This is a genomic window from Bradyrhizobium betae, assembly GCF_050632175.1.
In the GTDB taxonomy this organism is placed as follows: Bacteria; Pseudomonadota; Alphaproteobacteria; order Rhizobiales; family Xanthobacteraceae; genus Bradyrhizobium; species Bradyrhizobium betae_B.
In genome coordinates this window covers 4,958,160-4,984,549 of the sequence record NZ_CP192576.1, presented here as the reverse complement: position 1 = coordinate 4,984,549, position 26,390 = coordinate 4,958,160, and the positions used below count along the sequence as shown (strand labels likewise).

At 64.7% G+C, this 26,390-nt stretch carries 24 protein-coding genes and 1 pseudogene; 16 read left to right on the top strand and 9 right to left on the bottom strand.

Translation table 11 applies throughout. The features are described 5' to 3' along the window. The first annotated feature begins 2 nt into the window (after positions 1-2). From ACQ86E_RS24010 to ACQ86E_RS23995, 4 genes are read left to right on the top strand one after another with little or no spacing between them, the layout of a single operon-like run. The gene (locus ACQ86E_RS24010) at positions 3-920 is read left to right on the top strand and encodes a LysR family transcriptional regulator (RefSeq protein ID WP_431202090.1); all 918 of its coding nucleotides are present in this window, start codon (positions 3-5) and stop codon (positions 918-920) included. A gap of 32 nt (positions 921-952) precedes the next feature. Next, a complete protein-coding gene (locus tag ACQ86E_RS24005) occupies positions 953-2,203 on the top strand; it encodes a Zn-dependent hydrolase (RefSeq protein ID WP_431202089.1) in 1,251 nt (416 codons plus the stop codon). Positions 2,204-2,215: 12 nt separating this feature from the next. Continuing rightward, positions 2,216-3,127 carry an NAD(P)-dependent oxidoreductase gene (locus tag ACQ86E_RS24000; protein ID WP_431202088.1) on the top strand — a complete coding sequence of 304 codons (912 nt, stop codon included), beginning with the start codon at positions 2,216-2,218 and terminating at the stop codon, positions 3,125-3,127. Between the two features lie 10 nt (positions 3,128-3,137). Next, entirely contained in the window at positions 3,138-4,211 is a 1,074-nt protein-coding gene (locus tag ACQ86E_RS23995; RefSeq protein WP_431202087.1) for a malate/lactate/ureidoglycolate dehydrogenase, read from the top strand. A 61-nt stretch (positions 4,212-4,272) separates the two neighbouring features. Here the strand turns inward: ACQ86E_RS23995 and ACQ86E_RS23990 are convergent, their stop codons facing one another. Next, a complete protein-coding gene (locus ACQ86E_RS23990) occupies positions 4,273-5,346 on the bottom strand; it encodes a tartrate dehydrogenase (protein WP_431202086.1) in 1,074 nt (357 codons plus the stop codon). A 155-nt stretch (positions 5,347-5,501) separates the two neighbouring features. Between ACQ86E_RS23990 and ACQ86E_RS23985 the strand changes: the two genes are divergently transcribed. Together ACQ86E_RS23985 and ACQ86E_RS23980 are read left to right on the top strand one after the other, a co-directional pair. Continuing rightward, positions 5,502-6,278 (top strand): SDR family oxidoreductase, encoded by a 777-nt coding sequence (locus ACQ86E_RS23985; protein WP_431202085.1) that lies wholly within the window; start codon positions 5,502-5,504, stop codon positions 6,276-6,278. Between the two features lie 70 nt (positions 6,279-6,348). Next, positions 6,349-7,767: an amidase gene (locus tag ACQ86E_RS23980; protein ID WP_431202084.1), complete on the top strand. Its 1,419-nt coding sequence runs from the start codon at positions 6,349-6,351 to the stop codon at positions 7,765-7,767. A 65-nt stretch (positions 7,768-7,832) separates the two neighbouring features. On the opposite strand, the gene ACQ86E_RS23975 is transcribed toward ACQ86E_RS23980, so the two are convergent. Further along, positions 7,833-8,939, bottom strand: coding sequence for an amino acid ABC transporter permease (locus ACQ86E_RS23975; RefSeq protein WP_431202083.1), 1,107 nt, complete (start codon positions 8,937-8,939; stop codon positions 7,833-7,835). Positions 8,940-8,941: 2 nt separating this feature from the next. Beyond that, positions 8,942-10,129, bottom strand: coding sequence for an amino acid ABC transporter permease (locus ACQ86E_RS23970; protein ID WP_431202082.1), 1,188 nt, complete (start codon positions 10,127-10,129; stop codon positions 8,942-8,944). Positions 10,130-10,216: 87 nt separating this feature from the next. Here ACQ86E_RS23970 and ACQ86E_RS23965 point away from each other — a divergent pair. The 4 genes and pseudogenes from ACQ86E_RS23965 to ACQ86E_RS23950 all read left to right on the top strand — a co-directional run bounded on the left by ACQ86E_RS23965 (position 10,217) and on the right by ACQ86E_RS23950 (position 14,259). Continuing rightward, a pseudogene (locus tag ACQ86E_RS23965) lies at positions 10,217-11,088 on the top strand (MurR/RpiR family transcriptional regulator). Positions 11,089-11,091: 3 nt separating this feature from the next. Continuing rightward, a complete protein-coding gene (locus ACQ86E_RS23960) occupies positions 11,092-12,441 on the top strand; it encodes an aspartate aminotransferase family protein (protein ID WP_431202081.1) in 1,350 nt (449 codons plus the stop codon). 13 nt (positions 12,442-12,454) lie between these two features. Next, positions 12,455-13,465, top strand: coding sequence for an amino acid ABC transporter substrate-binding protein (locus tag ACQ86E_RS23955; protein ID WP_431202080.1), 1,011 nt, complete (start codon positions 12,455-12,457; stop codon positions 13,463-13,465). Positions 13,466-13,620: 155 nt separating this feature from the next. Next, positions 13,621-14,259: an aspartate/glutamate racemase family protein gene (locus tag ACQ86E_RS23950; RefSeq protein WP_431202079.1), complete on the top strand. Its 639-nt coding sequence runs from the start codon at positions 13,621-13,623 to the stop codon at positions 14,257-14,259. On the opposite strand, the gene ACQ86E_RS23945 is transcribed toward ACQ86E_RS23950, so the two are convergent. Then, complete coding sequence (locus ACQ86E_RS23945; RefSeq protein ID WP_431202078.1) at positions 14,256-14,903, bottom strand: TetR/AcrR family transcriptional regulator; 648 nt, start codon at positions 14,901-14,903, stop codon at positions 14,256-14,258. The two genes, ACQ86E_RS23950 and ACQ86E_RS23945, sit on opposite strands and share 4 nt — an antisense overlap. A 134-nt stretch (positions 14,904-15,037) precedes the next feature. On the opposite strand from ACQ86E_RS23945, the gene ACQ86E_RS23940 reads away from it, so the two are divergent. From ACQ86E_RS23940 to ACQ86E_RS23920, 5 genes are read left to right on the top strand one after another with little or no spacing between them, the layout of a single operon-like run. Further along, on the top strand, positions 15,038-15,247 hold the full coding sequence (locus ACQ86E_RS23940; RefSeq protein WP_015687579.1) for a ferredoxin: 210 nt from the start codon (positions 15,038-15,040) through the stop codon (positions 15,245-15,247). Between the two features lie 60 nt (positions 15,248-15,307). Beyond that, a complete protein-coding gene (locus ACQ86E_RS23935) occupies positions 15,308-16,528 on the top strand; it encodes a cytochrome P450 (RefSeq protein WP_431202077.1) in 1,221 nt (406 codons plus the stop codon). A gap of 33 nt (positions 16,529-16,561) precedes the next feature. After that, a complete protein-coding gene (locus ACQ86E_RS23930; RefSeq protein ID WP_431202076.1) occupies positions 16,562-17,884 on the top strand; it encodes an MFS transporter in 1,323 nt (440 codons plus the stop codon). Between the two features lie 18 nt (positions 17,885-17,902). Next, positions 17,903-18,565: a sulfite oxidase-like oxidoreductase gene (locus tag ACQ86E_RS23925; protein WP_431202075.1), complete on the top strand. Its 663-nt coding sequence runs from the start codon at positions 17,903-17,905 to the stop codon at positions 18,563-18,565. 25 nt (positions 18,566-18,590) lie between these two features. Next, positions 18,591-19,811 (top strand): bifunctional alpha/beta hydrolase/OsmC family protein, encoded by a 1,221-nt coding sequence (locus tag ACQ86E_RS23920; protein ID WP_431202074.1) that lies wholly within the window; start codon positions 18,591-18,593, stop codon positions 19,809-19,811. 9 nt (positions 19,812-19,820) lie between these two features. Here ACQ86E_RS23920 and ACQ86E_RS23915 read toward each other — a convergent pair whose 3' ends face one another. After that, positions 19,821-21,269, bottom strand: a complete 1,449-nt coding sequence (locus ACQ86E_RS23915; RefSeq protein ID WP_431202073.1) for a PLP-dependent aminotransferase family protein — start codon at positions 21,267-21,269, stop codon at positions 19,821-19,823. Between the two features lie 82 nt (positions 21,270-21,351). Between ACQ86E_RS23915 and ACQ86E_RS23910 the strand changes: the two genes are divergently transcribed. Further along, positions 21,352-22,266, top strand: coding sequence for a DMT family transporter (locus ACQ86E_RS23910; RefSeq protein ID WP_431202072.1), 915 nt, complete (start codon positions 21,352-21,354; stop codon positions 22,264-22,266). Here ACQ86E_RS23910 and ACQ86E_RS23905 read toward each other — a convergent pair. The 4 genes from ACQ86E_RS23905 to paaI all read right to left on the bottom strand — a co-directional run bounded on the left by ACQ86E_RS23905 (position 22,245) and on the right by paaI (position 26,312). Beyond that, positions 22,245-23,300: a YeeE/YedE family protein gene (locus ACQ86E_RS23905; RefSeq protein WP_431202071.1), complete on the bottom strand. Its 1,056-nt coding sequence runs from the start codon at positions 23,298-23,300 to the stop codon at positions 22,245-22,247. The genes ACQ86E_RS23910 and ACQ86E_RS23905 overlap by 22 nt on opposite strands. 115 nt (positions 23,301-23,415) lie before the next feature. Next, entirely contained in the window at positions 23,416-24,420 is a 1,005-nt protein-coding gene (locus ACQ86E_RS23900) for a quinone oxidoreductase family protein (RefSeq protein WP_431202070.1), read from the bottom strand. 64 nt (positions 24,421-24,484) lie between these two features. Further along, positions 24,485-25,816 carry a phenylacetate--CoA ligase PaaK gene (gene paaK, locus ACQ86E_RS23895; protein ID WP_431202069.1) on the bottom strand — a complete coding sequence of 444 codons (1,332 nt, stop codon included), beginning with the start codon at positions 25,814-25,816 and terminating at the stop codon, positions 24,485-24,487. A 46-nt stretch (positions 25,817-25,862) separates the two neighbouring features. Then, positions 25,863-26,312 (bottom strand): hydroxyphenylacetyl-CoA thioesterase PaaI, encoded by a 450-nt coding sequence (gene paaI, locus ACQ86E_RS23890; protein ID WP_431202068.1) that lies wholly within the window; start codon positions 26,310-26,312, stop codon positions 25,863-25,865. Positions 26,313-26,390 lie beyond the last annotated feature (78 nt).

Here is a 26,390-nt window from a genome sequence, read left to right as displayed (position 1 = left end):
CAATGCTGGACTTCAGGTCGATCGAGACATTCCTCTGGGTTGTGAAGCTCGGCAGCTTTCGCGGCGCTGCAGCACGGCTCAACACCACTCAGCCGGCGATTTCCCAGCGCATCGCCCAGCTCGAACGCGAGATGGGCGTCAAGCTTCTCAACCGCGACCATCGCGTGGCCTCGCCGACGCCGAGCGGCCGGCAGATGATGGTCTATGCGGAGAAGCTGATCGGCCTGCGCGCCCAGATGATGGCCGAGGTCGGCGACCGCTCCGCAATGCGCGGCGTGATGCGACTCGGCGTCGCCGAGACAATCGTGCACACTTGGCTGCCGCGGCTGGTGAAGAGCATGAACGAGGTCTACCCGAACCTGTCGCTGGAGATCGAGGTCGACATCACGCCCAACCTCACCGCACGCCTGCTTGCGCAGGAGATCGAGCTGGCTTTCGTGGTCGGACCGCTGTCGGCCTCCGGCGTGCACAACCGCGTGCTCGCCGATTATCCGATCGGCTTTCTCGCAAGCCCCTCGCTCGGGCTCGGCAAGGGCCGGGTCACGCCGGCGGAGCTCGCGCGGTTTCCGATCATCACCTTTCCGCGCAAGACCAAGCCCTATGAGGTCGTGCGCGAGGTGTTCGACCGGCCGGAGCTGCCACCGATCCGTCTACACGCCTCGGCGTCGCTCGCCACCGTCATCCACATGGCCGTCGAAGGGCTCGGCATCGCCGTGATCCCCGACGCCATCGTCGAGAACGAGCTCGCCGACGGGCGGCTGCAACTGCTCGACACGGATCTCGCAATCGCACCGCTGACATTCACCGCAAGCTGGCTCGCCTCGCCCGACGTCGTTGCGGTAGAGCGGGTCGCCGAACTCGCACGGCAGATTGCGCAGAGCAGCCTCGCGGTTGACGAGCCCGCGCTGGCGCGTCATTGAAAAAGGCGCCGGATAATCGAGAGACCGACCGCATGAGCCGAGCCGCCACCAACCTGCAAATCGATTCCGCCCGCCTCTGGGGCTCCATCCACGAGACCGCGCAGTTCGGCGGGACGGCCAAGGGCGGCGTGCGGCGGCTGACGCTGAGCAGCGAAGACAAGCAGGTGCGCGACTGGTTCCGCAAGGCCTGTGAGGACGCCGGGCTCGAAGTGCATGTCGACGCGCTCGGCTCGCAGTTCGGCCTGCGCAAGGGCCGCGACATGTCGAAGCTGCCCGTCGGCATCGGCTCGCATCTCGACACGCAGCCGACCGGCGGCAAGTATGACGGCATCCTGGGAACGCTCGGCGCGCTGGAAGTGATCCGCACGCTCAACGATGCCGGCATCGAGACCGACGCGCCGATCTGCATCGTCAACTGGACCAACGAGGAAGGCTCGCGCTTCGCGCCGGCCATGATGGCATCCGCGGCTTACGTCGGCGACTTCACCACCGACGATATACTTTCGCGCAAGGACGTCGAGGGCACGACCGTCGGCCAGGCGCTCGACAGCATCGGCTATCGTGGCGAGAAGCCGGTCGGCTTCCAGAAGCTCGGCTGCTTCGTCGAGCTGCACATCGAGCAAGGCCCGATCCTGGAGGCCGAAGGCAAGACCATCGGCGTGGTCGATTCCGGACAGGGTGTGCTCTGGTACGACGGCAAGATTTCCGGCTTCGAGAGCCACGCGGGTTCGACCCCGATGCCGCTGCGGCGCGATGCGCTGGCAACCCTGTCGGAGATCGTGCTGGCGATGGAAGCCATCGCCAGCAAGCACGGACCCAAGGCGGTCGGCACCATCGGCGAGGCGGTGATCGCAAACCCCTCGCGCAACGTCATTCCCGGCGAGATCGCCTTCACCATGGATTGCCGCAGCGCGGATGGCGCCATCATGGATGCGCTCGATCGTGATCTTCGTGCGGCAATCGCCGAGATCGCCGCGCGCCGCAAGGTCGAGGTGAAGATCGATCTGGTCTGGCGCAAGCCGCCGACGCATTTCGATCCCAAGCTGATCGCGGCGGTCGAGAACGCGGCGAAGACGCTGGGCTATTCCTCTCGCCGCATCACCTCCGGCGCCGGCCACGACGCCTGCAATCTCAACACGATCATGCCGGCGGCGATGGTGTTCGTGCCCTGCAAGGACGGCATCAGCCACAACGAGCTGGAAGACGCCACGCAGCCCGACTGTGCCGCGGGCACCAACGTCCTCATGCACACCGTGCTGGCAATCGCCGGCGTGGCATCCTGACCGGAGAGAGCCATGCGCGGAGTTTTCGTCGACGCCAACGAAGCCCTCGCCGTGATCATGGAGCGGCTGGAGATATCAGGCGATCCCAAGGTGCGGATCCACCGGGATCCCGACATCAAGCCCGAGCAATATCCCGAGATCCTGGGCGGTGCCGAGATTGCGATCGTCGACCACACCGCGCTGCCGACCGAGGTTGCGAAGACATGCACGGGCCTCAAGCACGTCGTGTTCCTCGGCACTGGCGCGCGCAGCTACATGAACCCGGAGGAGCTCGCCGAGCTCGGCATCTCCGTGCATCTGATCAAGGGCTATGGCGACACGGCCGTCGCGGAATCCGCGATCGCGCTGATGTGGGCCTCGGCCCGCGTCATCGCGATGATGGACCGCGAGATGCGCGCCGGCAACTGGCTGCGCGAGGACGGCATGCAGCTCACCGGCAAGACGCTCGGCCTGATCGGCTTCGGGGGCATCGCCGCTGAAGTTGCGCGGATCGCGTCCGGCAGCGGCATGAAGGTGATCGCCTGGAACCGTTCGCCGAAGAGCCATCCGGGCGTCACGTTCACCGATCTCGATACGGTACTTGCGACGAGCGACGTCGTGTCGCTGCATCTGCTGCTCAACGACGAGACGCGCGGCATGATCACGCGCGAGAAGATCTTTGCGATGAAACCGGGCGTCATCCTCATCAACACGGCGCGTGCCGCAGTGGTCGACGAGCAGGCGATGATCGACGCGCTGAAGTCGGGCCACATCCGCCATGCCGGGCTCGACGTCTTCAACACCGAGCCCCTGCCCGGCGATCATCCGCTGACGAAGCTGCCGAACGTGACGCTGTCGGCGCATTCCGCCTTCCGCACGCCGGAAGCCAGCGAGAACCTCATTCATGCGGCGTGGGAGCATTGCCGCCGGATTGTGAAAGGATAAGAGCAAAAAAATGGCTGACTATCGCACCATCAAGGCTGAGCCGCTCACCAACGCCATCCGCGCCATCGTCAAGGCCGGCGGCTCCTCGGACCGCGAAGCCGAACTCGTCTCCACCAATCTGGTGGAAGCGAACCTCAAGGGGCACGACTCGCACGGCGTCGGCATGATGCCGCGCTATGTCCAGAGCGTCGTCAACGGCGGCCTCGCCGTGAACGCGCACGTCAAGACTGTGCTCGACACCGGTCCGCTTCTCACGCTCGACGGCCTCACCGGCTACGGCCAGGTGATCGGTCATGAGGCGATGGAGTTGGCGGCAGAGCGCGCCAAGCGCAACGGCGTGTGCCTCGTCGGCCTCTCCAATTCGCACCACATCGGTCGCATCGGCCACTGGGCCGAGCAGTGCATCGACCACGGGCTGGTCTCGATCCACTTCGTCAACGTGATCTCGCGCCCGATCGTGGCGCCCTGGGGCGGCAGCGATGCGCGCCACGGCACCAACCCGTTCTGTGTCGGCATCCCGCGCAAGGGCAAGGACCCCATCGTGCTCGACTTCGCCACCAGCAGGATCGCGCAGGGCAAGACCCGCGTCGCCCACAACAAGGGCGTCGAACTCGAGCCCGGCACCATCATCGACAACGAAGGCAAACCCACGGTCAATCCGCGCTACACGGTGATCCCGCCGCACGGCGCCATCCTGCCTTTCGGCGAGCACAAGGGCTCGGGACTGGCGCTGGTGTGCGAAATCCTCGGCGGCGCGCTCTCCGGCGGGCAGGCGGTCAAGGGCCCATCCGACGGCAAGCACAACGTCCTCAACGGCATGCTCTCGATCGTCATCGACCCGGACAAGCTCGGCACCGGTGAAAACCTGGCGCGCGAGGTCGAAGGCTTCGTTGCCTGGCACACCGGCTCGCCGCCCGCCGCCGGCGTCGACAGGGTCAAGATCGCCGGCGAGCCCGAGCGCGAGACCAAGAAGAGGCGCCTGGCCGAAGGCATTCCGGTCGACCCGACCACCTGGCAGGAAATTCTGGAGGCCGGGAAGAAGTTCGGGCTGGATCAGGCTGCGATCGAGAAGATCGCGGGGTAGGCAGCCACTCTCTGCGTCGCCCCGGCGTAAGGCCGGGACGACCATTGGTTAGCAGCTCAGCTTAGTCCACCATGTCCGCAACCGCCTTGCCGCAAGCGGTCGTGTCGGCGTTACCGCCGAGATCCTTGGTGCGAAGCGTGCGCTCTGCCAGCGTGCGCTCGATCGCGTCGACGATCGATCTGCCGGCGACCTTCTCGCCGAGATGTTCGAGCATCATCGCGCCCGACCAGATCGCACCGATCGGGTTGGCGATCCCCTGCCCAGCGATATCGGGCGCCGAACCGTGCACCGGCTCGAACACCGAGGGGAAATCGCCTTCGGGGTTGATGTTGCCTGACGGCGCAATGCCGATGGTGCCGGTGCAGGCCGGGCCGAGATCGGAGAGGATGTCGCCGAACAGGTTCGAGCCGACCACGACGTCGAACCAGTCCGGATGCAGCACGAAGTTCGCAGTCAGAATGTCGATGTGGTACTTGTCCCACTTCACGCCCGGGAATTTCTTGGCCATCGCCTCCACGCGCTCGTCCCAATAGGGCATGGTGATGGAGATGCCGTTCGACTTGGTCGCCGAGGTCAGGTGCTTCTTCGGCCGCGACTGCGCGAGATCGAAGGCAAACTTCAGGATGCGGTCGACGCCGACGCGGGTCATCACCGTCTGCTGCGTCACAAACTCGCGATCAGTATCCGGGAACATGCGGCCGCCGACGGAGGAGTATTCACCTTCGGTGTTCTCACGCACCACCCAGAAGTCGATGTCACCGGGCTTGCGGTTGGCCAGAGGGCAAGGCACGCCGGGCATCAGCCGCACCGGGCGCAAATTCACGTACTGATCGAACTCGCGGCGGAATTTGATCAACGAGCCCCAGAGCGAGATGTGATCCGGGATTTTCGCCGGCCAGCCGACCGCGCCGAAATAGATCGCATCGTGCTTGCCGATCTGGTCCTTCCAGTCGTCCGGCATCATCTGGCCGTGCTTCTCGTAATAGTCCCAGGACGAGAAGTCGAAATGGTCGAAATGCAGGGACACCCCATGCTTCTTGGCCGCCGCCTCCAAAACGCGCAGGCCTTCCGGCATCACTTCCTTGCCGATGCCGTCGCCGGGAATGACTGCGATCCGGTATTGTTTCTTGCTCATCGAGAACGTCCCTGGTTGGTCGGCAGCCGCCGCCTTTTTGACCGCAATGCAATGGACCAAAGTCGCCGACGGTGCAACGCTGCACTGCAATGTTGACCGTGGCGCGGCCGAGCGCCTACTGATTTCATCCTGTTCCCACCAAGCGAGTACCCCTCATGGATCTGCATCTGCGTGGCAAGCGCGTCCTGATCACGGGTGCGTCCAAAGGCATTGGCGCAGCCGCCGCCGAGGCTTTCGCCGAGGAAGGCGCTCATCTCCTGCTTGCCGCTCGCAGCGGCGACGCGCTCAAGGCCCTGGCCGACAGCTTGCGCTCGGCACACCAGATCGATGCCGCGACGAGTGTCGTGGACTTGCGCAAGCCTGAGGACGTGACCCGGCTCGCCAAGGAGGCCGCCGACATCGACGTGCTCGTCAACAACGCCGGCGACATCCCCGGCGGCTCCATCGACAAGATCGACGAGGAGGCCTGGCGGCACGCTTGGGAATTGAAGGTGTTCGGCTATATCAACCTCACACGGCACATCTACGCGCAGATGAAGGCCAAGGGCGGCGGCGTGATCGTCAACGACATCGGGGCAGCCGGCGAGAAATTCGACGCCAACTACATCTGCGGCAGCGCCGGCAATGCCGCGCTGATGGCCTTCACCCGCGCCCTCGGCGGCAAGAGCCTTGCCGACAACATTCGCGTGGTCGGCATCAATCCCGGCCCTGTCGGTACCGACCGCCACGTCACCCTGCTCAAGACGCGGGCAAAACACCAGTTCGGCGACGAGAGCCGCTACAAGGAATTCCAGAAGAGCCTGCCGCTCGGCCGCCCCGCGCATGCGCGCGAGATCGGCGACCTGATGGCATTCCTGGCGTCGGATCGCGCCGGGTACACGTCCGGGGTCATCTACACGGTCGATGGCGGCATCAGCGCAGGCTGGGGTTAACTCGCCGCGCTGATTTGACCACACCACGCGCCACACATACCGGCATTTTGCAAGAGTAGGAGTAAGATCGTTGTCTCAAGACCTGATCCGCGAAACGGCCTGCACCGTCGTCGACAAGCTGCGCTCCGGCGACGTCTCGCCGCTCGAGCTCCTGGATGCGCTGGAGAAGCGCATCGGTGAGGTCGACGGCAAGGTCAATGCGCTGCCGACGCTGTGCTTCGATCGCGCGCGGGATAGCGCCAAGGCATTGATGCAAAAGCCGGCCGGCGCGCGCGGGCTGCTCGCGGGCCTGCCGGTGCCGATCAAGGACCTGACCGACGTTGCGGGCGTGCTGACCACGCAGGGCTCGCCGATCTTCAAGGACAGCATCGCTGCGACCTCCGACATCGTGGTCGAGAACCTCGAGGCCAACGGCGCGGTCGTCTACGCAAAATCCAACACGCCGGAATTTGGCGCCGGCGCCAACACTTTCAACGAAGTGTTCGGCGCGACGCTCAATCCTTGGGACACTTCCAAATCAGCGGCGGGCTCCTCCGGTGGCGCGGCGGTCGCGCTGGCCACCGGCATGGCCTGGCTCGCGCAGGGTTCGGACATGGGCGGCAGCTTGCGCAGCCCGGCGGCCTTCTGCGGCATCGCCGGCATGCGGCCGAGCATCGGCCGCGTCGCACATACGCCGAAAGCGGCCGTCGACCGCAATCTCGGCGTCCTCGGCCCGATGGCGCGCAACGTCGAAGATCTCGCACTGCTGCTGGATGCCATGAGCGGCGACTACGCGGCCGATCCGCTGTCGCTGCCGGCGCCAGCGACCTCGTTCCTGTCGGCGGCACGAACGGCGAAGAAGCCCAAGCGCATCGCCTATTCGCCGGATCTCGGCATCACGCCTGTTGATCCCGAGGTGAAGGCGATCACGCGCAAGGCCGCCGAACGCTTCGCGGAGGCCGGCGCCATCGTCGAGGAGGCACATCCGGACTGGCGCGAGGCGCATGAATGCTTCCACGTGCTGCGCGCCTTCGATTTCGCGATGACCAAGGCGAATCTGCTGCGCACCAAGCGCGATCTGCTCAAGCCCGAGGTGATCTGGAATATCGAAGAGGGCCTCAAGCTCACGGTCGAGCAACTCACGCGCGCCGAAGCCCAGCGCGTCGACATGACCGCGCGCGCGGTCGAGTTCTTCAAGACCTACGATCTGTTGCTGGTGCCGACGACGATCGTGCCGCCCTTCCCGATCGAGCACCGCTACGTCGCCGAATGCGCCGGCAAGCGGTTCGACAATTACGTCGAGTGGCTCGGCATCGTCTACGCCATTACCCTTGCCTGTTGCCCCGCGCTGTCGCTGCCCTGCGGTTTCACCGCCTCGGGCCTGCCGGTCGGCATGCAGGTGGTCGGCGCGCCCCGCGCGGACGCGCAGGTCATAGCCGGCGCGAAGGTGCTGGAGGACATTCTAGGCGTGCGCGGGACAACGCCGATCGATCCGCGGGTGAAGAAGTAAGGAGAGCTGCTCGCCCTACGCACACTACGCTGCCTCTCCCCGCACGCGGGGAGAGGCAAAGAAATTCACCTGCCGCTCGTCGCTTCCAGGCTCCGGCTGTAGCGCGACATCGCAAAGCAAAAGACGAAGTAGATCGCGGCAACGAAGATGTAGACCTCGACCGAGAATTGCTGCCAAGCGGGATCGATGATCGCGGTCTTGGCCGTCGTCAGCAGATCGAAGATGCCGATGATCAGCACGAGGCTGGTGTCCTTGAAAAAGGCGATGAAGGTGTTGACCAGCGGCGGGATGACGTGGCGGATGGCCTGCGGCAGGACGATCAGCCGGTGCTTGCGCCAATAGGACAACCCCAACGCATCGGCGGCCTCATATTGCCCGCGGGGCACGGCCTGCAGCCCGCCGCGGATGACTTCCGCCAGATAGGCCCCCGCGAACAGGATGATCGCGACCTGCGCACGCAAGAGCTTGTCGATGTTGAAGCCGTTGGGCATGAACAGCGGAAACATCACGCTCGCCATGAACAACAGGCTCACCAGCGGCACACCGCGGATCAGTTCGACATAGAGCACGCTGACGGAACGGATCGCCGGCAGTTTCGAGCGACGGCCAAGCGCAACGAGGATGCCGAGCGGGAAACCGAATGCCAATCCTGACGTCGCCAGCATCAGCGTCACCGGTAATCCGCCCCAGCGGTCCTGCGAGACGAAGCTCAGGTCGAACACGCCGCCCCACATCAGCACGCTGATCAGCGCCAGGGCGCCGATCCAGAGATAGGCCAGTTCGCGCCGCCACAGGGCGCGTCGGGTCGAGAGATAGAACAGCGCGATGAAAACCAGCACCGACAGCGCCGGACGCCACTGCTCGTCGAACGGATAAGTGCCGAACAGGATGAAGCGATATTTCTCGGGAATGATCGCCCAGCAGGCGCCGACGCCGCGCACCGCCTTGCAGGCACTGGAATCGTTGGCCGGCGTCAACCAGACCGCGTTGGCAATACCCCACTGCACGAAACTGAAGATGCCTTTCCCAAGCACCGCCAGCAGCACCACCGAGAGGATGCCGTTCGGGATCGACGAGAACAAATTGGTGCGGAGCCAACGCAGCACCGGGTTGCCGATCTGGGGACGGCGGGCCGCACGCGGTGCGTCCGGAATGTCGGTGATCCCAGTCATGATCAGCGCTCCACCAGCGCGATGCGCGAATTGTACCAGTTCATGAAGAAGCTGATCGAGAGGCTGATGGTCAGGAATACCGCCATGATGAGTGCGATCGCCTCGATGGCCTGACCGGTCTGGTTCAGCGTGGTGTTGGCGATCGAGACCACGTCCTGGTAGCCGATCGCGACAGCGAGCGAGGAGTTCTTGGTCAGGTTGAGATACTGGCTCGTCATAGGCGGCACGATGACACGCAAGGCCTGCGGCAGGATGATCTGCCGCAGCATGAAGCTGCGGCGCAGGCCGAGCGCTTTGGCCGCGTCCCATTGCCCGCGCGGCACCGACTGAATACCGCTGCGCACGATCTCGGCGATGAAGGCCGATGTGTAGGTGACGAGCGCGATCACCAGCGCGAAATATTCCGGCGCGAGTGTCAGCCCGCCGACGAAGTTGAAGCCGCGCAACGCAGGCCACTCGATCGTCCAGGACACACCGAGCAGCACGGACACCAGCACCGGCAGTGCAACGATCAGGCCGACCGCAAACGGCCAGGCCGGCCGCGGCTTGCCGTCACTTATCTGCTGCGCGATCTGCCAGCGCCGGATGAGATAGAACACGGCAAGCCCGAGCACCGCCGTTCCAATCACACAGAGCTGCGGCGAGCCGACCGGGATCGCGGGCAGGATCAGGCCGCGATTTGACAGGAATACGCCCTCGACCGGTCGCCACGCCGCACGCGCGGCCGGTAGTGCCTGCATCAGCACGTACCAGAACAGGAGCTGGAGCAGCAGCGGGATGTCGCGCAGTGTTTCGACATAGACCGCGGCAAGTCGCGACAGCAGCCAATTGGCCGACAGCCGCGAGATGCCGATCAGCGTGCCGAGAATGCTCGCGAGCACGATGCCGATCACGGCGACGCGCAAAGTATTGGCGATGCCGACGACGAAGGCCCAAAGATAGCTGTCCCTCGGATTGTACGCGAGCAGGCTGTCGGCGATCGGCATGCCGGCCTCACGGCCGAGGAACGCAAAGCCGGTCGTGATGCGGCGCGCCGAGAGGTTGGTGACGGTGTTGGACCAGAGGAATGCGATGACCGCGACTGCGATCCCGACCACCAGCACCTGCCAGAAAAGGCCCATCAACGCGTTCGGCCCGAGCGCAGCGAAGAGGCGACGGCGCGGCGGCGGCCTCGGATCATCTGATCTCACAGCACAAAAATCCTTCTTGAAAACAGCGATTTCCGGCGGCGCACGTCAACTGTTGCACCAAATATTATTCCATGCAACAAATGTTTCATGGCTGAACCTGCGAAATCCTCCCCGTTGAGCGAACTGCGCATTGCTCTGCCGTCGCTCCCGCTGCGCTTGCAGGAGGTCGGCCGCTTCGTTGCCGCCAACGATTACGATGCCACCACCCGTTCGATGCGCGATCTCGCCGCCGTTGCCGGCGCCGACCCGGCTGCATTCACGCGCCTCGCGAAAGCGATCGGCTATTCCGGCTGGGACGAATTGCGCGCCGCGCTGACCGAGGCGCGGCGGCCGTCGCAGATCTCCCCGTTCTCCGGCCGCACCAAGGGCCGCCGCAACGGGCCGCACGCCGATGTCGCACTCGTCACCGACAAGCTCGCGGCCGAAGCCGCCGGGCTTCCGCGCATCCCGGCCCAACCGATCGTGGAGGCTGCCCGCGCGTTGCACGATGCCAAACGGATCTGGATCACCGGCTATCGAAGCTGCCGCAGCGTCGCGGAGCTGCTGAACTACGAACTGCGGCTTTTCCGTCCCGAACAGGTGCAGCTCGTCGGCGCGTCCGGCCCTGACGATCTTGATCTCGGCGCTTTCAGGCCCGGCGAAGCCGTCATCGTCATCGGCTTCGTGCCCTACACGCATGCGAGCGTCCGCGCGGCACAAGCCGCCTATCGGGCCGGCGCGACGCTGATCGCAATCGCCGACAGCCTCTCGGCGCCGATGGCCGAAGGCGCCGACCACGTGCTGCTGTTCGAAGCAGCCTCCTCCCCGGCTTCTTCCCCAGCCTCACCGGCGCCATCGCGATCGCGCAATCGCTGGCCGCTGTGACGTTCTCGCTCGGCGGCACAGCCGCAAAGAAGCGCCTGGAGAATACCGAGGCGCGGCTCGCTGCAGCCTCCACCTACGTCTCAGAGAAAGGTTGACCCATGAGCACTCGCACCAGCCGCGTGCTGCACCGCTCCCTGCGCGAAACGCCGCCCAAGGCGATCGGCGGCGAAGGAATCTATCTCTTCGCCGAGGACGGCCGGCGTGTGATCGACGCCTCAGGCGGCGCGGCGGTCTCCTGCCTCGGCCACCAGCATCCGCGCGTGATCGCGGCGATGGCGAAGCAGGCCTCGACGCTGGCCTATGCGCACACCGCCTTCTTCTCGTCCGAGCCGGCCGAGGCACTGGCCGAAACGCTGGTCGGCCATGAGCCCGGCGGTCTCGCTTACGCCTATTTCGTCAGTGGCGGATCGGAAGCGATCGAGGCCAGCATCAAGCTCGCGCGGCAATATTTCATCGAGCGCGGCGAACCGCAGCGGCAGCATTTCATCGCGCGGCGGCAAAGCTATCACGGCAACACGCTCGGCGCGCTCGCCGCCGGCGGCAATGCCTGGCGCCGCGCGCCCTATGCGCCGCTGCTCTCGGACGCCTTCAGTCACGTGACGCCGGCCTTTGCCTACCACGAGAAGCACGAGGGCGAGTCGGACGCGCAGTTCGTGGCGCGGCTCGCGGCCGAGCTCGAAGCCGAATTTCAGCGCCTTGGCCCGGACACCGTCGCAGCGCTACTCGCCGAGCCCGTGGTCGGCGCGACCGCCGGCGCCGTGACCGCTCCGGACGGTTACTTCAAGGCGATGCGCGAGATCTGCGACCGTCATGGAGCGCTGCTCATTCTCGACGAGGTCATGTGCGGCATGGGCCGCACCGGCACCACGCATGCCTGGGAGCAGGAAGGCGTTGCCCCTGATATCCAGGCGATCGCAAAAGGGCTTGGCGGCGGCTATCAGCCGATTGGCGCGATGCTCGCGAGCGGCAGGATCATCGACGCGATCCGCGCCGGTTCGGGTGCCTTCCAGCACGGCCATACCTATCTCGCGCATCCTCTCGCCTGCGCGGCCGCGCTCGCGGTGCAGGATGTGATCCGTGAGGACGGCCTGCTCGATCGGGTCAAGGAGCGCGGCAGGCAGCTCGAGCAGCGGCTGACCGAGCGCTTCGGCAACCACCGCCACATCGGCGATATCAGGGGGCGCGGGCTGTTCTGGGCGATCGAGCTCGTCGCCGATCGCGCCAGTCGCACCTCGTTCGATCCGGCGCTCAAGCTGAACCAGAAGATCAAGGCGGAGGCATTCGCCAACGGGCTCGGCTGTTATCCCGGCGGCGGCACCGTGGATGGCGTGCGCGGCGACCACGTCTTGCTGGCGCCGCCCTATATCGTCTCCACGGAGGAGATCGACCTGATCGTCGACAAGCTCGGCACGGCCGTCGACAATGTATTGCGTAGTGTCAATCACTGAGGGGAGTATCACGATGAGGAAAGTGGTTATCGCGGCAGGCGTGTTCGCCGCATCGACGGTTGCAGCGTCGGCGGCGACGCTCGACACGGTCAAGAGCCGCGGCACGCTGGTGTGCGGCGTGAGCGCCGGCTTTGCCGGTTTCTCGGCACCGGACTCGCAAGGCAATTACAAGGGACTCGACGTCGATTATTGCCGCGCACTTGCGGCCGGAGTGCTCGGCGATGCGACGAAGGTAAAGTACGTCTCGCTGACCGCGCAGAACCGCTTCACCGCGCTGCAATCCGGCGAGATCGACGTGCTCTACCGCAACTCGACACAGACCTATCTGCGCGGTGTCACGCTGGGCCTGCGGCAGGGCCCGGTCAACTTCTACGATGGCCAGGGCTTTGTCGTGAAGAAGGACCTTGGCGTGAAGGAGATCAAGGATCTCAAGGGCGCCACCGTCTGCGTCGCGCAGGGCACCACACATGAAGTCACGCTCGGCGATTACGGCCGCGCCAATGGCATCGACTGGAAGCCGCTGGTGTTCGACCGCATCGACACCATGTACCAGACCTTCTTCGGCGGCCGCTGCGATGCCATGACCCAGGACGCCTCCGCGCTCGCAGGTGCGGTGACGACTGCGGCGCCGAACGCGGCCGACTATGTCGTGCTGCCGCAGACCATCAGCAAGGAACCGCTCGGACCCTTCACTCGCAACGGTGACGAAGTCTGGAGCGATATCATCACCTGGCTACATTACGGCCTGATCGAAGCCGAAGAGCTCGGCGTCACTCAAGCCAATGTCGACGAGATGGCGAAGTCGCAGACGCCGGCGATCCAGCGGCTGTTAGGGGCCTCCGGCGATCTCGGCTCGCGGCTCGGGCTGGACAACAAATGGCTGGTGACGGCGATCAAGGCAGGCGGCAATTATGGCGAGATCTTCGAACGCAATGTCGGCAAGGCAAGCCCGCTCAAGCTCGAGCGCGGCCTCAACGGGCTCTGGAGCAAGGGCGGCTTGATGTACGCGGTGCCGTTCAAGTAAAAGGTGCTTTCACCTCTCTTCGCTTGCGGGGAGAGGTCGACCGCGCAGCGGTCGGGTGAGGGGACTCTCCGCGAATCCACTCTCACCGTCCTCGCGGACACTCCCCTCACCCCGCCCCTCTCCCCGCAAGCGGGGCGAGGGAGAAGAGACGTCCCATGCGCATCGCCCTGATCCACGCCCTCAGACATTCCATCGCCCCCATCGAGGCGGCGTTCGCAAAGGCGTGGCCGGCGGCGCGGCTGATGAACCTGCTCGACGACAGTCTCTCGGCGGATCTGGCGCGCGACAGCGTGCTCAACGACGCCATGACCGGGCGCTTCCTTGCGCTCGGCGACTATGCGGCAGCGACAGGCGCGGATGGAATCCTGTTCACCTGCTCGGCCTTCGGCCCCTGTATCGAAGCTGTCTCGCGCGCACACGCGCCGATGCCGGTGCTCAAGCCGAACGAGGCCATGATCGAGCGTGCCGTGACGATGGGCAAGAGAATCGGCTTGCTCTCGACGTTCCCGCCGACGCTGGCCTCGATGCCGCCGGAGTTTCCGACCTCTGTCCAGGTGGTACCAAAGCTTGCCGAGGGCGCTCTGGCGGCACTCGACCGCGGCGACCGCGCCACGCACGACCGGCTGATCGTCGAAGCGTCGAAGGATTTGCGAAACTGCGACGTCATTGCGCTCGCGCAGTTCAGCATCGCGTCGACGGCGTCGCTGGTCGCGGAGGCGACCGGACGCCCCGTTGTGACGACCCCGGATAGTGCGGTCGACAAGCTGATGAAACTGTTGAAAGCGAAAGCTTAAGCGCCGATCTTCTTCTGACGCCGCGCGTCCTTGATCGCAACCGCGAGAGCAGCCTTCGTCTCGTTGACGAAATCCTCGACCAGTTCCTCGCGCGTGGCATGTGCGGCCTCGCCGGTGAACAGGCCCTGCTCGGCGAGCATCACGACGCCGTGCAACGCCGCCCAGATCTTCAGCGCCTGCCGCTCGCGCAAGAGGCCGACTGCCGGCGCCTCCAAGGCTTCGATCACGAGCCCAAACGTCTCGCGCGTGGCCTCGTGCAGTTCGCTGCCCTTGGCCGCGCATGACACGGTGCGGGACGCAAACATCAGGCGATAGATGCCGTTGCGGCGCAGGCCGAAATCGAGCGTTGCCTGAGCCAGCCGTGATAGTTTCGATTGCTTCGACGGCTTCGCCATCGCCTCGCGCAGAAGTGCACTCAACTGCCGGAACGCCTCCGCCGTCACCGCCGTTAGCAGCGCTTCACGATCGGCAAAATGCCGATACGGCGCCGGCTGCGACACTCCGAGCTGTTTGGCCAACGCCTTGATGCTGATAGCTTCCGCGCCGCCCTGCTCGGCTTCGCGCAGCGCGGCCTTGATCAGGGCGTCGCGAAGATCGCCGTGGTGGTAGGTGTTGAGGGGCTTGCGAGCAGGTTGTGAACGCATGTTGCGCCAAGCCTATAAGTTTGCGCTTGACAGGGGAAGCCTGCCGCGAATGTAATAGGATATAACTTAGAATATAACCCAAATGAGGAACGCGCCGCGCCTTCGGGTCCGCGCGATACGCCGAGGAAGCCGCCATGACCGAGCGACTGAGGGTTCACGTCGATCCCGACAAATGCCAGGGCCATGCCCGCTGCAAGGCGCTCGCGCCGGAGCTGTTCGAGCTCGACGAATATGGCAACGCCCATGAGGCCGGGGACGGCATCGTTCCTCCGGGCCTTGAAGACAAGGCCTGGCTTGCCAAATCGAACTGTCCGGAAATCGCAATCGATGTGATCGAGGAGTAGCGCGACCTGCGCCCGCTTGCACGCCGTCAGCGAACACGAGCCCCAAGGGATTTTCCTGATATGTCCGACGTCAGCCAGCCCGCCGCCCATCCGCCCGTGACCGACTGGGTTCATGATTTCGACCACACCGATCCGCAGTGGACGGAAGATCCCTTCCCGATCTGGGACGAGCTGCGCGCCGCGAGCCCGGTCGTGCATACCGAGCGTTTCCTCGGCTGCTACATGCCGACAACCTACGAGGCGGTGCGCGAGATCGCCAACGACACCGAGCATTTCTCCTCGCGGCGGATCATCGTCCGCGACGTGCGGCCGGAGGTCGCCAGGAACGCGGCGCCGCCGATCACCTCCGATCCGCCCGTGCACAAGCCGGCCAAGCAATTGCTGCTGCCGCCGTTCACGCCCGATGCGATGAAGAAGCTGGAACCGCGGATGCGCGCGATCTGCAACGAGTTGATCGACGGCTTCCTCGCCGACGGCAAGGTCGACGCAGCGGCGCGCTACGCCAAATACATCCCGGTCCGGGCCATCGCCCATATGCTCGGCATTCCCGAGTCCGACAGCGATCTCTTCATCAACTGGATCCACATGATCCTGGAGCTCGGCATCAAGGACGAGAGCAAGCTGCTCCAGGCCGTGCAGGAGATGAGCGCCTATTTTAGGACGCATATCGAGGAGCGCAGATCCAAGCCGACCGACGATCTCATCTCCTATCTGATGAATGCCAAGGACAAGGAAGGCCAGCCGCTGGAAGAGTCCCACGTGCTCGGCTCCTTGCGGCTGCTGCTGATCGCCGGCATCGACACCACCTGGAGCGCGATCGGATCCTCGCTCTGGCATCTCGCCCGGACGCCGGCCGACCGCGAGCGCCTGATCGCCGAGCCCGGATTGATTCCGAACGCGGTGGAGGAACTGCTGCGGGCCTATTCGCCAGTGACGATGGCGCGCGAGGTGGTCAAGGAGACCACGATCTCGGGATGCCCCGTCAAGGCGGGCAACATGGTTCTGCTGTCGTTCCCGGCCGCGAACCGCGATCCCCAGGTGTTCCCGGACGCTGACAAAGTCGTGATCGACCGCCGCGAGAATCGCCACGCCGCTTTCGGCCTTGGCATCCACAGATGCGTCGGTTCCAACCTGGCGCGGATGGAGATGCAGGTCGCGCTGGAGGAATGGCTGAAGCGGATTCCCGACTTCCGGCTCGATCCGGCAGGCACCGTGACCTGGTCGCAGGGCACGGTGAGAGGCCCCCGCCAGTTGCCATTTCTGTTGGGAAAGGCGATGTAGGCCTTTCCAAACAGCGATACGGAAAGGCCGGACGTGACTGAGCAAGCTACCAAACCGGCCTCCGACCACATCGACATCGCCGACGCCCGGCGCCGGATCAAAGCGATCTTCATCGGCTCGATCGGCAATCTGGTCGAATGGTACGACTTCTACGCCTACACGGCGTTCGCGCTCTACTTCGCGCCTGCCTTCTTCCCCGGCAACGACCCCGTCGTGCAGCAATTGAACGTCGCCGTGGTGTTCGCTGCGACCTTCCTGATGCGCCCGCTGGGCGGCTGGCTGTTCGGCTATATCGCCGATCATTACGGACGGCGGATCTCGCTGACCCTGTCGGTCGTCTTCATGTGCTTCGGATCGCTGATCATCGCGCTGACGCCGACCTATGCCACGATCGGCTTCGCCGCACCGGTGATCCTGGCGCTCGCCCGCGTCATCGAGGGCCTCAGCCTCGGCGGCGAATATGGCGCCAGCGCCACCTATCTCAGCGAAGTCGCCGATCCCAAGCACCGCGGTTTCTATTCGAGCTTCCAGTACGTTACGCTGATCGGCGGCCAGCTCACCGCGATCATCGTGCTACTGCTCCTGCAAAAGGTCTTCCTGACTCCAGAGGAATTGAAGGCCTGGGGCTGGCGCATCCCGTTTGCAATCGGTGCGGGGCTCGCGATCTTTGCCGCGGTGATGCGGCGCAATCTGCATGAGACTGAAGCCTTCGAGGAAGCCAAGAAGGTCGTCAAGCCGACCGGCTCGATCACCAATCTGCTGAAATATCCGCGGGAGCTTTTGCTCGTGGTCGGCCTCACCGCCGGCGGCACCGCAGCGTTCTACACCTTCACCACCTACATGCAGACCTTCGTCAAGCTCTCGGTGGGCCTGACCGAGGACCAGACCACATTCGTGATCTTCGGCACCTTGATCTTCGCGACCATTCTCCAGCCTATCTACGGCGCGCTCTCCGACAAGATCGGCCGCAAGCCGCTGCTGATCTTCTTCGGCGTCGCCGGCACGCTCGCGACCGTACCGCTGCTGATGACGCTGAAGGAGACGAAGTCGCCGTTGATAGCGTTCATCCTGATCTGCTGCGCCTGGCTGTTCGTCGCCGGCTACACCTCGATCAACGCGGTGGTAAAGGCCGAATTGTTCCCGACCAATGTCCGCGCCCTCGGCGTCGGCCTGCCCTATGCGATCACAGTCTCGGTTTTCGGCGGCACGGCGCCGGCCATTGCGCTCTATTTCAAGAGCATCGGGCACGAGGAGTGGTTCTACTATTACCTTGCCAGCATTATCTTCCTGTCGCTGATCATCTATTCCACTATGCGCGACACCAAGCACGCCTCTGCGATGCATCGCCACGAGTAGCCCATTCACGAGCAGGTCATGGCCAACGACAACGAACCAACCGACAGCAAGCTGACGCGCACCAAGGAGAAATGGGCGCGCGAAGGCCGCTTTCTTACGGGCAAGATCACGCGCCCGGAGGACCAACGCCTGCCGCCCGGCCAGCACCTCACCAAGGACTGGCCGGTGCTCGATCTCGGCGTCATGCCCCCGGTGTCCCGCGAGCGCTGGCGGCTCGATGTCTATGGTGCGATCGAGAATCCCGTGTTCTGGACCTTCGCCGAGTTCACCGCGCAGAAGCAGGAGCAGTTCGTCTCCGACATCCACTGCGTGACGACGTGGTCGCGCTACGACAATCTTTGGGAAGGTCTCGCCACGCGCGAATTGCTGGCGGCCTGTCAGCCGCGCGAAGATGCCCGCTTCGTCGTGCTGCATTCTTCTGACGGCTACACCACCAATCTCGCTCTGGAAGACTTCGCCGCCGAGGACGCGCTGCTGGCGCATAGCTGGTCGGGAGAGCCGCTGACCAAGGAGCATGGCGGGCCGGTGCGGCTCGTCGTGCCGCATCTGTATTTCTGGAAGAGCGCGAAGTGGCTTCAGGCGATCGAATTCGTCACCGACGACAAGCCGGGCTTCTGGGAAGTCCGCGGTTATCATAACCGCGGCGATCCCTGGGCCGAGCAGCGTTATTCAGGCGACTAGATCAGGCAAACACGAGGGGGAGCCCATGCCGACGGAACGCTTCCAATTCACCGGTGAAGGCGGCCATCAACTTTCGGCCGCGCTGGAGTTGCCGGATGGCGAGCCCGGGGCCTACGCGCTGTTCGCGCACTGCTTCACCTGCGGCAAGGACACGCTGGCGGCCAAGCGCATCTCGGTCGCGCTCGCCGCCAAGGGCATCGCGGTGCTGCGCTTCGACTTCACCGGGCTCGGCTCCAGTGAAGGCGAGTTCGCCAATTCGACGTTCTCCTCCAACGTTGCCGATCTCGTGCGCGCCGCCGATCACCTGCGTTCGACACGCAAGGCGCCTTCGATCCTGATTGGCCACAGCCTCGGCGGCGCCGCGATCCTTGCCGCAGCCGGAAAAATCCCGGAGGCCAGGGCGGTCGCGACCATTGCGGCGCCGTCCGATCCGGCTCACGTCACCGGCCTTTTCAGTGAGCAAGTCGACAATATCCGCGCCCAGGGCGAGGTCGAAGTGTCCCTCGCGGGACGTCCATTCCGGATCAAGCGCGAGTTCCTCGACGACATCGCCGAGCAGGAGCTGATGAAGGACGTCACCGGCCTGCACAAGGCGCTGCTGGTGATGCAGTCGCCAGTCGACGACACCGTCGGCATCGACAACGCGACGCGGATTTTCGTGGCGGCAAAGCATCCCAAGAGCTTCGTCTCGCTCGACCATGCCGACCATCTCCTGAGCAAGCCGGCTGATGCGCTCTACGCGGCCGATGTGATCGCCGCCTGGGCGAGCCGCTACATCGACGCCGCAAAGCCCGCGAAACCGATCGATCTCGCCGAACCGCGAAAGGTCATCGTGCAGGAGACCCGCAAGAGCAAGTTCAACCAGACAATCACCGTCGGTCCACATCGTCTGGTGGCGGACGAGCCGGTTGCAGCCGGCGGCGAGGATGCCGGCCCTGGCCCCTACGACTACCTGCTCGCCGGTCTCGGCGCCTGCACTTCCATGACCATGCGGCTCTATGCCGACCGGAAGTCGCTGCCGCTCGACCGCGTCACGGTCACGCTGAAGCACTCCAAGATCTACGCCAAAGACTGCGAGGAGTGCGAGACCCGCGAAGGCATGCTCGACCAGATCGAGCGCGACATCGCGATCGACGGCGCGCTCGATGCCGAGCAGCGCAAGAAGCTGATGGAGATCGCGGACAAGTGCCCGGTGCACCGGACGCTGACATCTGAAATCCGGATCGTGACGAAGGCCGTGGACTAGCAAGCTAAGCTAGAAGCACGACGCCATCGTCCGCAATGCGGCGCTGATTTCGCTCTCGCGCCACGCCGCAAAGCCGAGCAGCAGGCCGTGATCGCGCGGCCGGTCCAGCGCCAGGCTGGACAGGGCACGGGTCACGACTCCGGCCGCGCCCAGCCGCTTCACCGCCGCCTGATCCGTGCGACTACGCCTGAGACGGGCGACGAGCTGGATGCCGCCCGAGGGAACCTCGACCGAAAGCACCTCACCGAGATGGCGCTCCAGTCCCTCGGCGAGGTGATCGCGGCGCGCGTGATAAAGCCGGCGAACCCGGCGCAGATGCGCCAGGAAGTGTCCGTCGGCAATGAATTCGGCCAGCGCCTCCTGAATGTGGCTGGCGGCGATCAGCCCGATATGCCGCTGCGCGATCTCGAACATGCCGACCAGTGCCGGCGGCACGACGAGATAGCCGAGCCGGATGTCCGACGTCATCGCCTTCGAAAAGGTACCGACATAGAACACGCGGCCATGGGTATCGAGGCCCTGCAGCGCGGGCACCGGCCGGCTGTCATAATGGAATTCACCATCGTAATCGTCCTCCACGATCCAGGTCTTGCCGGGCCTGCTCAGCCTGAGAAGTTCGGTGCGGCGGGCCAGCGACATCAACCGCCCGGTTGGATGCTGGTGCGATGGCGTCATGAAGATCAACGTTGGAGCGCCGAGGCCCGGCATCCGCTGCATGCCCTGCTCGTCCAGCGCGATGCCGGTGAGCCGCGCCCCGGACGCGCGGAAAGCGGCTGCTGCGCCGGGATAGCCGGGGTCCTCGACCCAGACCTCGTCGCCGGGGATGATGACGGCAGCCGCAACCAGGGTCAGCGCGGCCTGTGCGCTCGGCAAGATCATGATCTGCTCCGCCGTCGCGCGGACGCCTCTGCTGGTCGCGAGGTAGTGGGCCAGCGCCTCGCGCAGGCGGGACCGGTTGACCGACCCGAGTTCGCGCTTCACCGCCTGCACTGCGCTGCGGCGGAGGCAACGCGCCCAGACCTCGTTCGGAAATTCCCTGACGTCGCCGTGCCCCGGACGCAGCGGCTTGAACGGAGCCTGATAGGACATCGGCCAATCGGCCTGCTTGAGCTTTGAGGCCCAGGGCGAAAGCCTCAGCTTGCGCGAGCGCGCGCCGGACGCGGCGGCGCCGGCCCCGTCGACACGTGCGCCGCCGTCGACCGTGACCACGGGACGACGACCGTGCGACGCCTCGAGATATCCCTCGGCGGCAAGCTGCTCGAAGGCATAGGTAACGGTGTTGCGCGAGACGCCGAGATCGCTCGCGAGCCGGCGGCTCGACGGCAGTGCCCGACCCTTGCCGAGACGGCCGCTCGCGATCAGGCGCCGGAGCTGGCTTGTCAGTTGAGCCACCAGCCCCTCGTCGTCGGTCCGCTTCAGCTCGATCAGGGCGGAGATCACACCTTCCGAAACTGGCACCTTATTCCTTTCTGATCTGGCCCTTTTTCAGGTGCCAATTCGAATGCTATCCGCCTGATAAGACTGCTTCAAGGATTTTGCGATGAACTCCCTCTCACCCCGCGCGGCCATCGGCTTGTTTCTGATCGTCGTGCTGGCCTGGGGCGTGAACTGGTCGGTCACGAAGCAGCTCGTCCAGTTCCTTCCGCCGCTGTGGGCTTCGGCGATCCGGAGTTGGATCGCGCTGGCCGGATTGTTCGTGATCCTCGGACTGAGCAACAATCTGATGATCCCGGAGCGGCGCGACATTCCAGTGGTTCTCAGCGTTGCTCTGCTGCACATGACGATATTCTCGGTGCTGGTTGCGGCCGGTGTACGCTTTCTGCCCGCGAGCAAGGCCATCGTGCTCGGCTACACCACGCCGCTCTGGGTCGCGATCGCGGCGCCCCTGCTCGGACAGGACACGCTGACCGCGCCGAAGCTTGCCGGTGCGCTGCTCGGATTGATCGGCCTTGCCGTCATTCTGAACCCGGCCTCGATCGACTGGACCAATTCCAACGTCGTGCTCGGCGCCGGCATGGTCGTTCTGGCCGCGATCTCCTGGGCCGCGAACATCATCTATATCCGCGCACATCGCTGGATCGCCTCCCCACTCCAGTTGCTGATCTGGCAAGTGCTGGTCGCAACGATCGTGCTGACGGCATCAGCGGCAATCACCGATGGTCTTCCGCACGCCGAGTGGTCGTGGAAGCTCATCCTGCTCTTCCTGTATTCCGGCCTGATCGGAACGGCGCTGGCCTATTGGGCGATGTCGATGGTCAACAAGAGCATCTCGGCGCTGACGACATCGCTCGGTACCACCGGGACGCCGCTCGTCGGAATCGCCAGCGCGGCCATCCTGCTCGGTGAACCGATCGACAAGAGCCTCGTCATCGCGGCTGCGCTGATCGTCGCCGGCATCGGCCTTGCGACGCTGGGAGATCGCCTGCTGCGCAGTCAGGCCACCGCGAGGGGCTGAACGCGCAAGCTGCCGCGCAGGCCGGCCGTGGTGCCGAGCAGGATGCCGGCGAGCGCGACGAACGAACCCAGCGCCAGCGTCGATACGCCGGTGAGCCCCTGCCCGATCGAGCAGCCGAACGCCATCACGCCGCCGATTCCCATCAGCGCGGCGCCGCCGGCCGAACGCAGCATGTGGCGCGGTGAGGAATAACCTTCGAGATGGAAGCGGCCCGTGGCGAGTGCGGTGACCAGACTCCCGGCGAAGACGCCGGCGACCGTCGCGATGCCGAAGTTCAGCGTCAGACCGGTCGAGAGCATGGCGTATTGCAGGGCGTCCGCAATCGGCGCGATGAAGGTCAGCGAGGTCACCGGAACCGGATTGAAGTCATCGGCACCGAGATAGCCGCTGACGAACCATCCGCCCGCAACCAGCAGACCGATGACGACGCCCGCCACGATCTGGCCCGGTGAGCGACGGAACGCCGGATGCGCGAATGCGAACAGGATCAGCGCAACGACGATTGCGGCAGCAGCCAGCGCACGCGAGACCGCATCGCCGAGACCAACCATCGCCAGCAAGGACGGCAGCGAGTTGGTGTTCACCGTAGCCTGCGAAGCTTGAACCAGCGCAATGCGCGCCGGCGCAATCAGGCCCTTGAGCGTCATCTGCGCCGCGATGCCAAGCACGATCACGACGACGAACGAGCGCAGATTGCCGCGGCCCAGCAGCACCAGCGCACGCGAGCCGCAGCCGTTCGATAGCACCATGCCGTAGCCGAACAGCAGGCCGCCGAGGAACAGCACAGGCGCCGAAAACGATTGTTGCAGATAGATCGACTTGCCGAGATCGACGATTCCGCTGCCGGCGAGGAACTGACTGGCTGCGATCGCAACGGCAATCGCCAGCGCATAAGTCCGCACCAGGCGTCCGTCTCCCCCTGCGAGCCAGCCCCGCATGCTGTTCATCAGGCAGAAGCCGCTGAGCAGGCCGACGGCACCGTAAATCAGACCGATGAGGCCGGCAAGAATGACGAGTTGAGTGGACGATTCCATCGATTGTTCTCAGACCTCTCGCCGCTCTCCGTCATTGCGAGCGCAGCGAAACAATCCAGACTGTCTCCGCAGATGCATTTCTGGATTGCTTCGCTGCGCTAGCAATGACGGTGTGTTACGGCTTCAGGATAACCCGATCGCGGGACGAGCTAGCAACAGCGGCATAAGCCTCCCTGGCGCGCTCCAGCGGATAGACGGCGCTCGCCTTGATCGGAAACGGCTTCAGGTGCCCGCTCACGAAACCGGTGCCAAGGTCGCGCAGCACCGCGCCCGTCGCGGCCGAGGACAGGCCCAGCGTATCGATGCCGACATAGGTGTGCTGCCCCCGGTAGAATTCGAGAATGTTGAACTGCACGATGCGATCGATCGCAGCGATCAGGATCTGGCGGCCACGAAGTGCGAGCGACTTGTGCGCAGCCTGGAAGTAGGGATCGCCCACCGTGTTGAAGACGATGTCGGCGCCCTTGCCCCCGGCCAATTCGCGCACGCGCATGGCGACGTCGGTTGTAGAGGAGTCAATCACCTCTATCGGTGCGTTGGCGTGGCCCTCATAGGCCTCCGCCTTGCGCACCACGCCGATGACGCGCGCGCCTTGCCAGGTCGCGATCTGCACCGCGGCCTGACCGACCTTGCCGTTGACGCCGAACACCAGAACGGTCTCGCCGCTCTTCGGCACGCCGGCGCGGCGAAAGCCTTCCATCGCGGTGACGAAGGGCACGCCGATGCCGGCGGCCTCGTCCCACGACACGGTCTTGGGCTTCTCGACGACGGCATCGGCTTCGACGACGAGATGGCTGGCATGGGTGCCGTCACGGCGAATGCCGAGATCGCCGGAGGAGCCGAACACCTCGTTTCCGACCGTGCCGGCCGGACCGTCGATCACCAGCCCCGCATAGTCGCGGCCGGGTGTGCGCGGGAACACGGCGTAGGGCATCAGCCCGGTCGCGGCCTTCACGTCGGATGGATTGACGGCCGCGGCCTTGACTTCGATCAGGAGAGCGTCGGGACCGCGCGACAGCGTATGACGCTCGACATCAGGCGCAATCGCCGCCGCGTTCTCGGCCTTGGCATTGAGACGCACACAGCGCGCCTCGACGGTTTTGGTATCGGTGGCTGACATCGAATGACCCGCGATTGATCGCGGGCCTTGTCGCCCTTGCAGGGGATCAAGTCAATCCGTCAAGTCAGTCCTTGGGCCGCTTGTCGTAGAGCCGCCTGGCCTTGCCGAGCGAGCGCTCCAGCGTGTCGGGGGGAACGATCTGAACCTTGGAACTGATCCCGATCGTGTTCTTGATGTGGGTCGAAACCCGGTCGGCATGGTCGACCAGCCCCCGGCCGTCCCAGCTTTCCGACCGCGCCTCGGCGATGATGGTCAGCTCGTCCATGCGCCCCTCGCGGGTGAGCTCCAGGATGAAGTGCCCGCCGCACCAGTCGGTCGCGAGCAACACTTCCTCGATCTGGGTGGGGAATAGATTGACGCCGCGCAGGATGATCATGTCGTCCGAGCGGCCCGTCACCTTCTCCATCCGCCGCATGCCTGGCCGCGCCGTGCCCGGCAGCAGCCGCGTCAGGTCGCGGGTGCGATAGCGGATCACCGGAAAGGCTTCCTTGGTGAGCGAGGTGAACACCAGTTCGCCCTTCTCGCCATCCGGCAGCACCGCGCCGGTCTCGGGGTCGATCACTTCGGGATAGAAATGATCTTCCCAGATGTGCAGGCCGTCCTTGGTCTCGATGCATTCCTGCGCAACGCCGGGGCCGATCACCTCCGACAGGCCGTAGATGTCGGTCGCGTCCATATCGAAGGCGTCCTCGATCTCGCCGCGCATCGCGTTGGTCCAGGGTTCGGCGCCGAAGATGCCGACCTTGAGAGAGCACTGGCGCGGGTCGAGCTTCTGACGCTTGAACTCGTCGAGGATCGCCAGCATGTAGCTCGGGGTCACCGTGATGATATCAGGCCGGAAATCGTTGATGAGTTGCACCTGTCGCTCGGTCATGCCGCCGGAGATCGGAACCACGGTGCAGCCGAGTTTCTCGGCGCCATAATGCACCCCTAACCCGCCGGTGAAGAGGCCGTAGCCATAGGCGTTGTGGATGATCATGCCGGTGCGGCCGCCGGCAGCACGGATCGAACGCGCCATGACGTCCGACCATGTGTCGATATCGGCTTGGGTGTACCCGACCACAATCGGCTTACCCGTCGTGCCGGAGGAGGCATGCACACGCACCAGCTTTTCGCGCGGCACGGCGAACATGTTGAAGGGATAGTTGTCGCGAAGGTCCGTCTTCACCGTGAACGGAAATTTGGCAAGATCGGAGAGCTCGCGAAAGTCGGACGGATGTACGCCGGCCTTGTCGAAGGCCTTGCGGTAATGCGCGACGTTGTCGTAGGCGTGCTTCAGCGACCAGGCGAGCCGCTGCGTCTGCAGCGCCATGATCTCGTCGCGGGAGGCGCGCTCATGCGCATCCATCTCGGCACGATAGCTGCCACCGCCTTCCCTGAGCCTCGTCTGAGCCATCCCTCGTTTCCCCATACCCTTGGTTCGTTCTTTTTGATTGGTCGTCTTATTGATCTTGCGCCGGCAACCATGCGCCGGGAATGACACGCGAATGCCCGCGGAACTCCGCGATAACGGCATCTCCTGCGGTGACGCGCACGTCGTAAATGCCGGAGCGGCCGCCGCGGGTGACCTCCCGTGCCGTTGCGACGAGGCGGTCGCCAAGCTTGCCCGGTTTGATGAACGTGATCTGGCCTTGTGCCGCGACCACGCGTTCATTGTGCGAGTTGCAGGCAAACGCAAAAGCTGAATCAGCCAGCGTGAAGATGAAGCCACCATGGGCGATGCGCTGGCCGTTGACCATGTCCGGCCGCACCGTCATTGCAAGCGTTGCAAAGCCTGGGCCGATCTCGACGATCTCCATCCCGAGACCCTTGGAAGCATCGTCCTCGGCCCACATCGCATCGGCGCAGGCGCGAGCAATATCTTCAGGCGACAAGACGGCCTTGACGTTCACGCGCTTCCTCCGGCCACATGTTTGCTCAGGATGTTCTGCTGGTTAGTTCAAGCTGTCAAATAATGCGACGCATTCGCA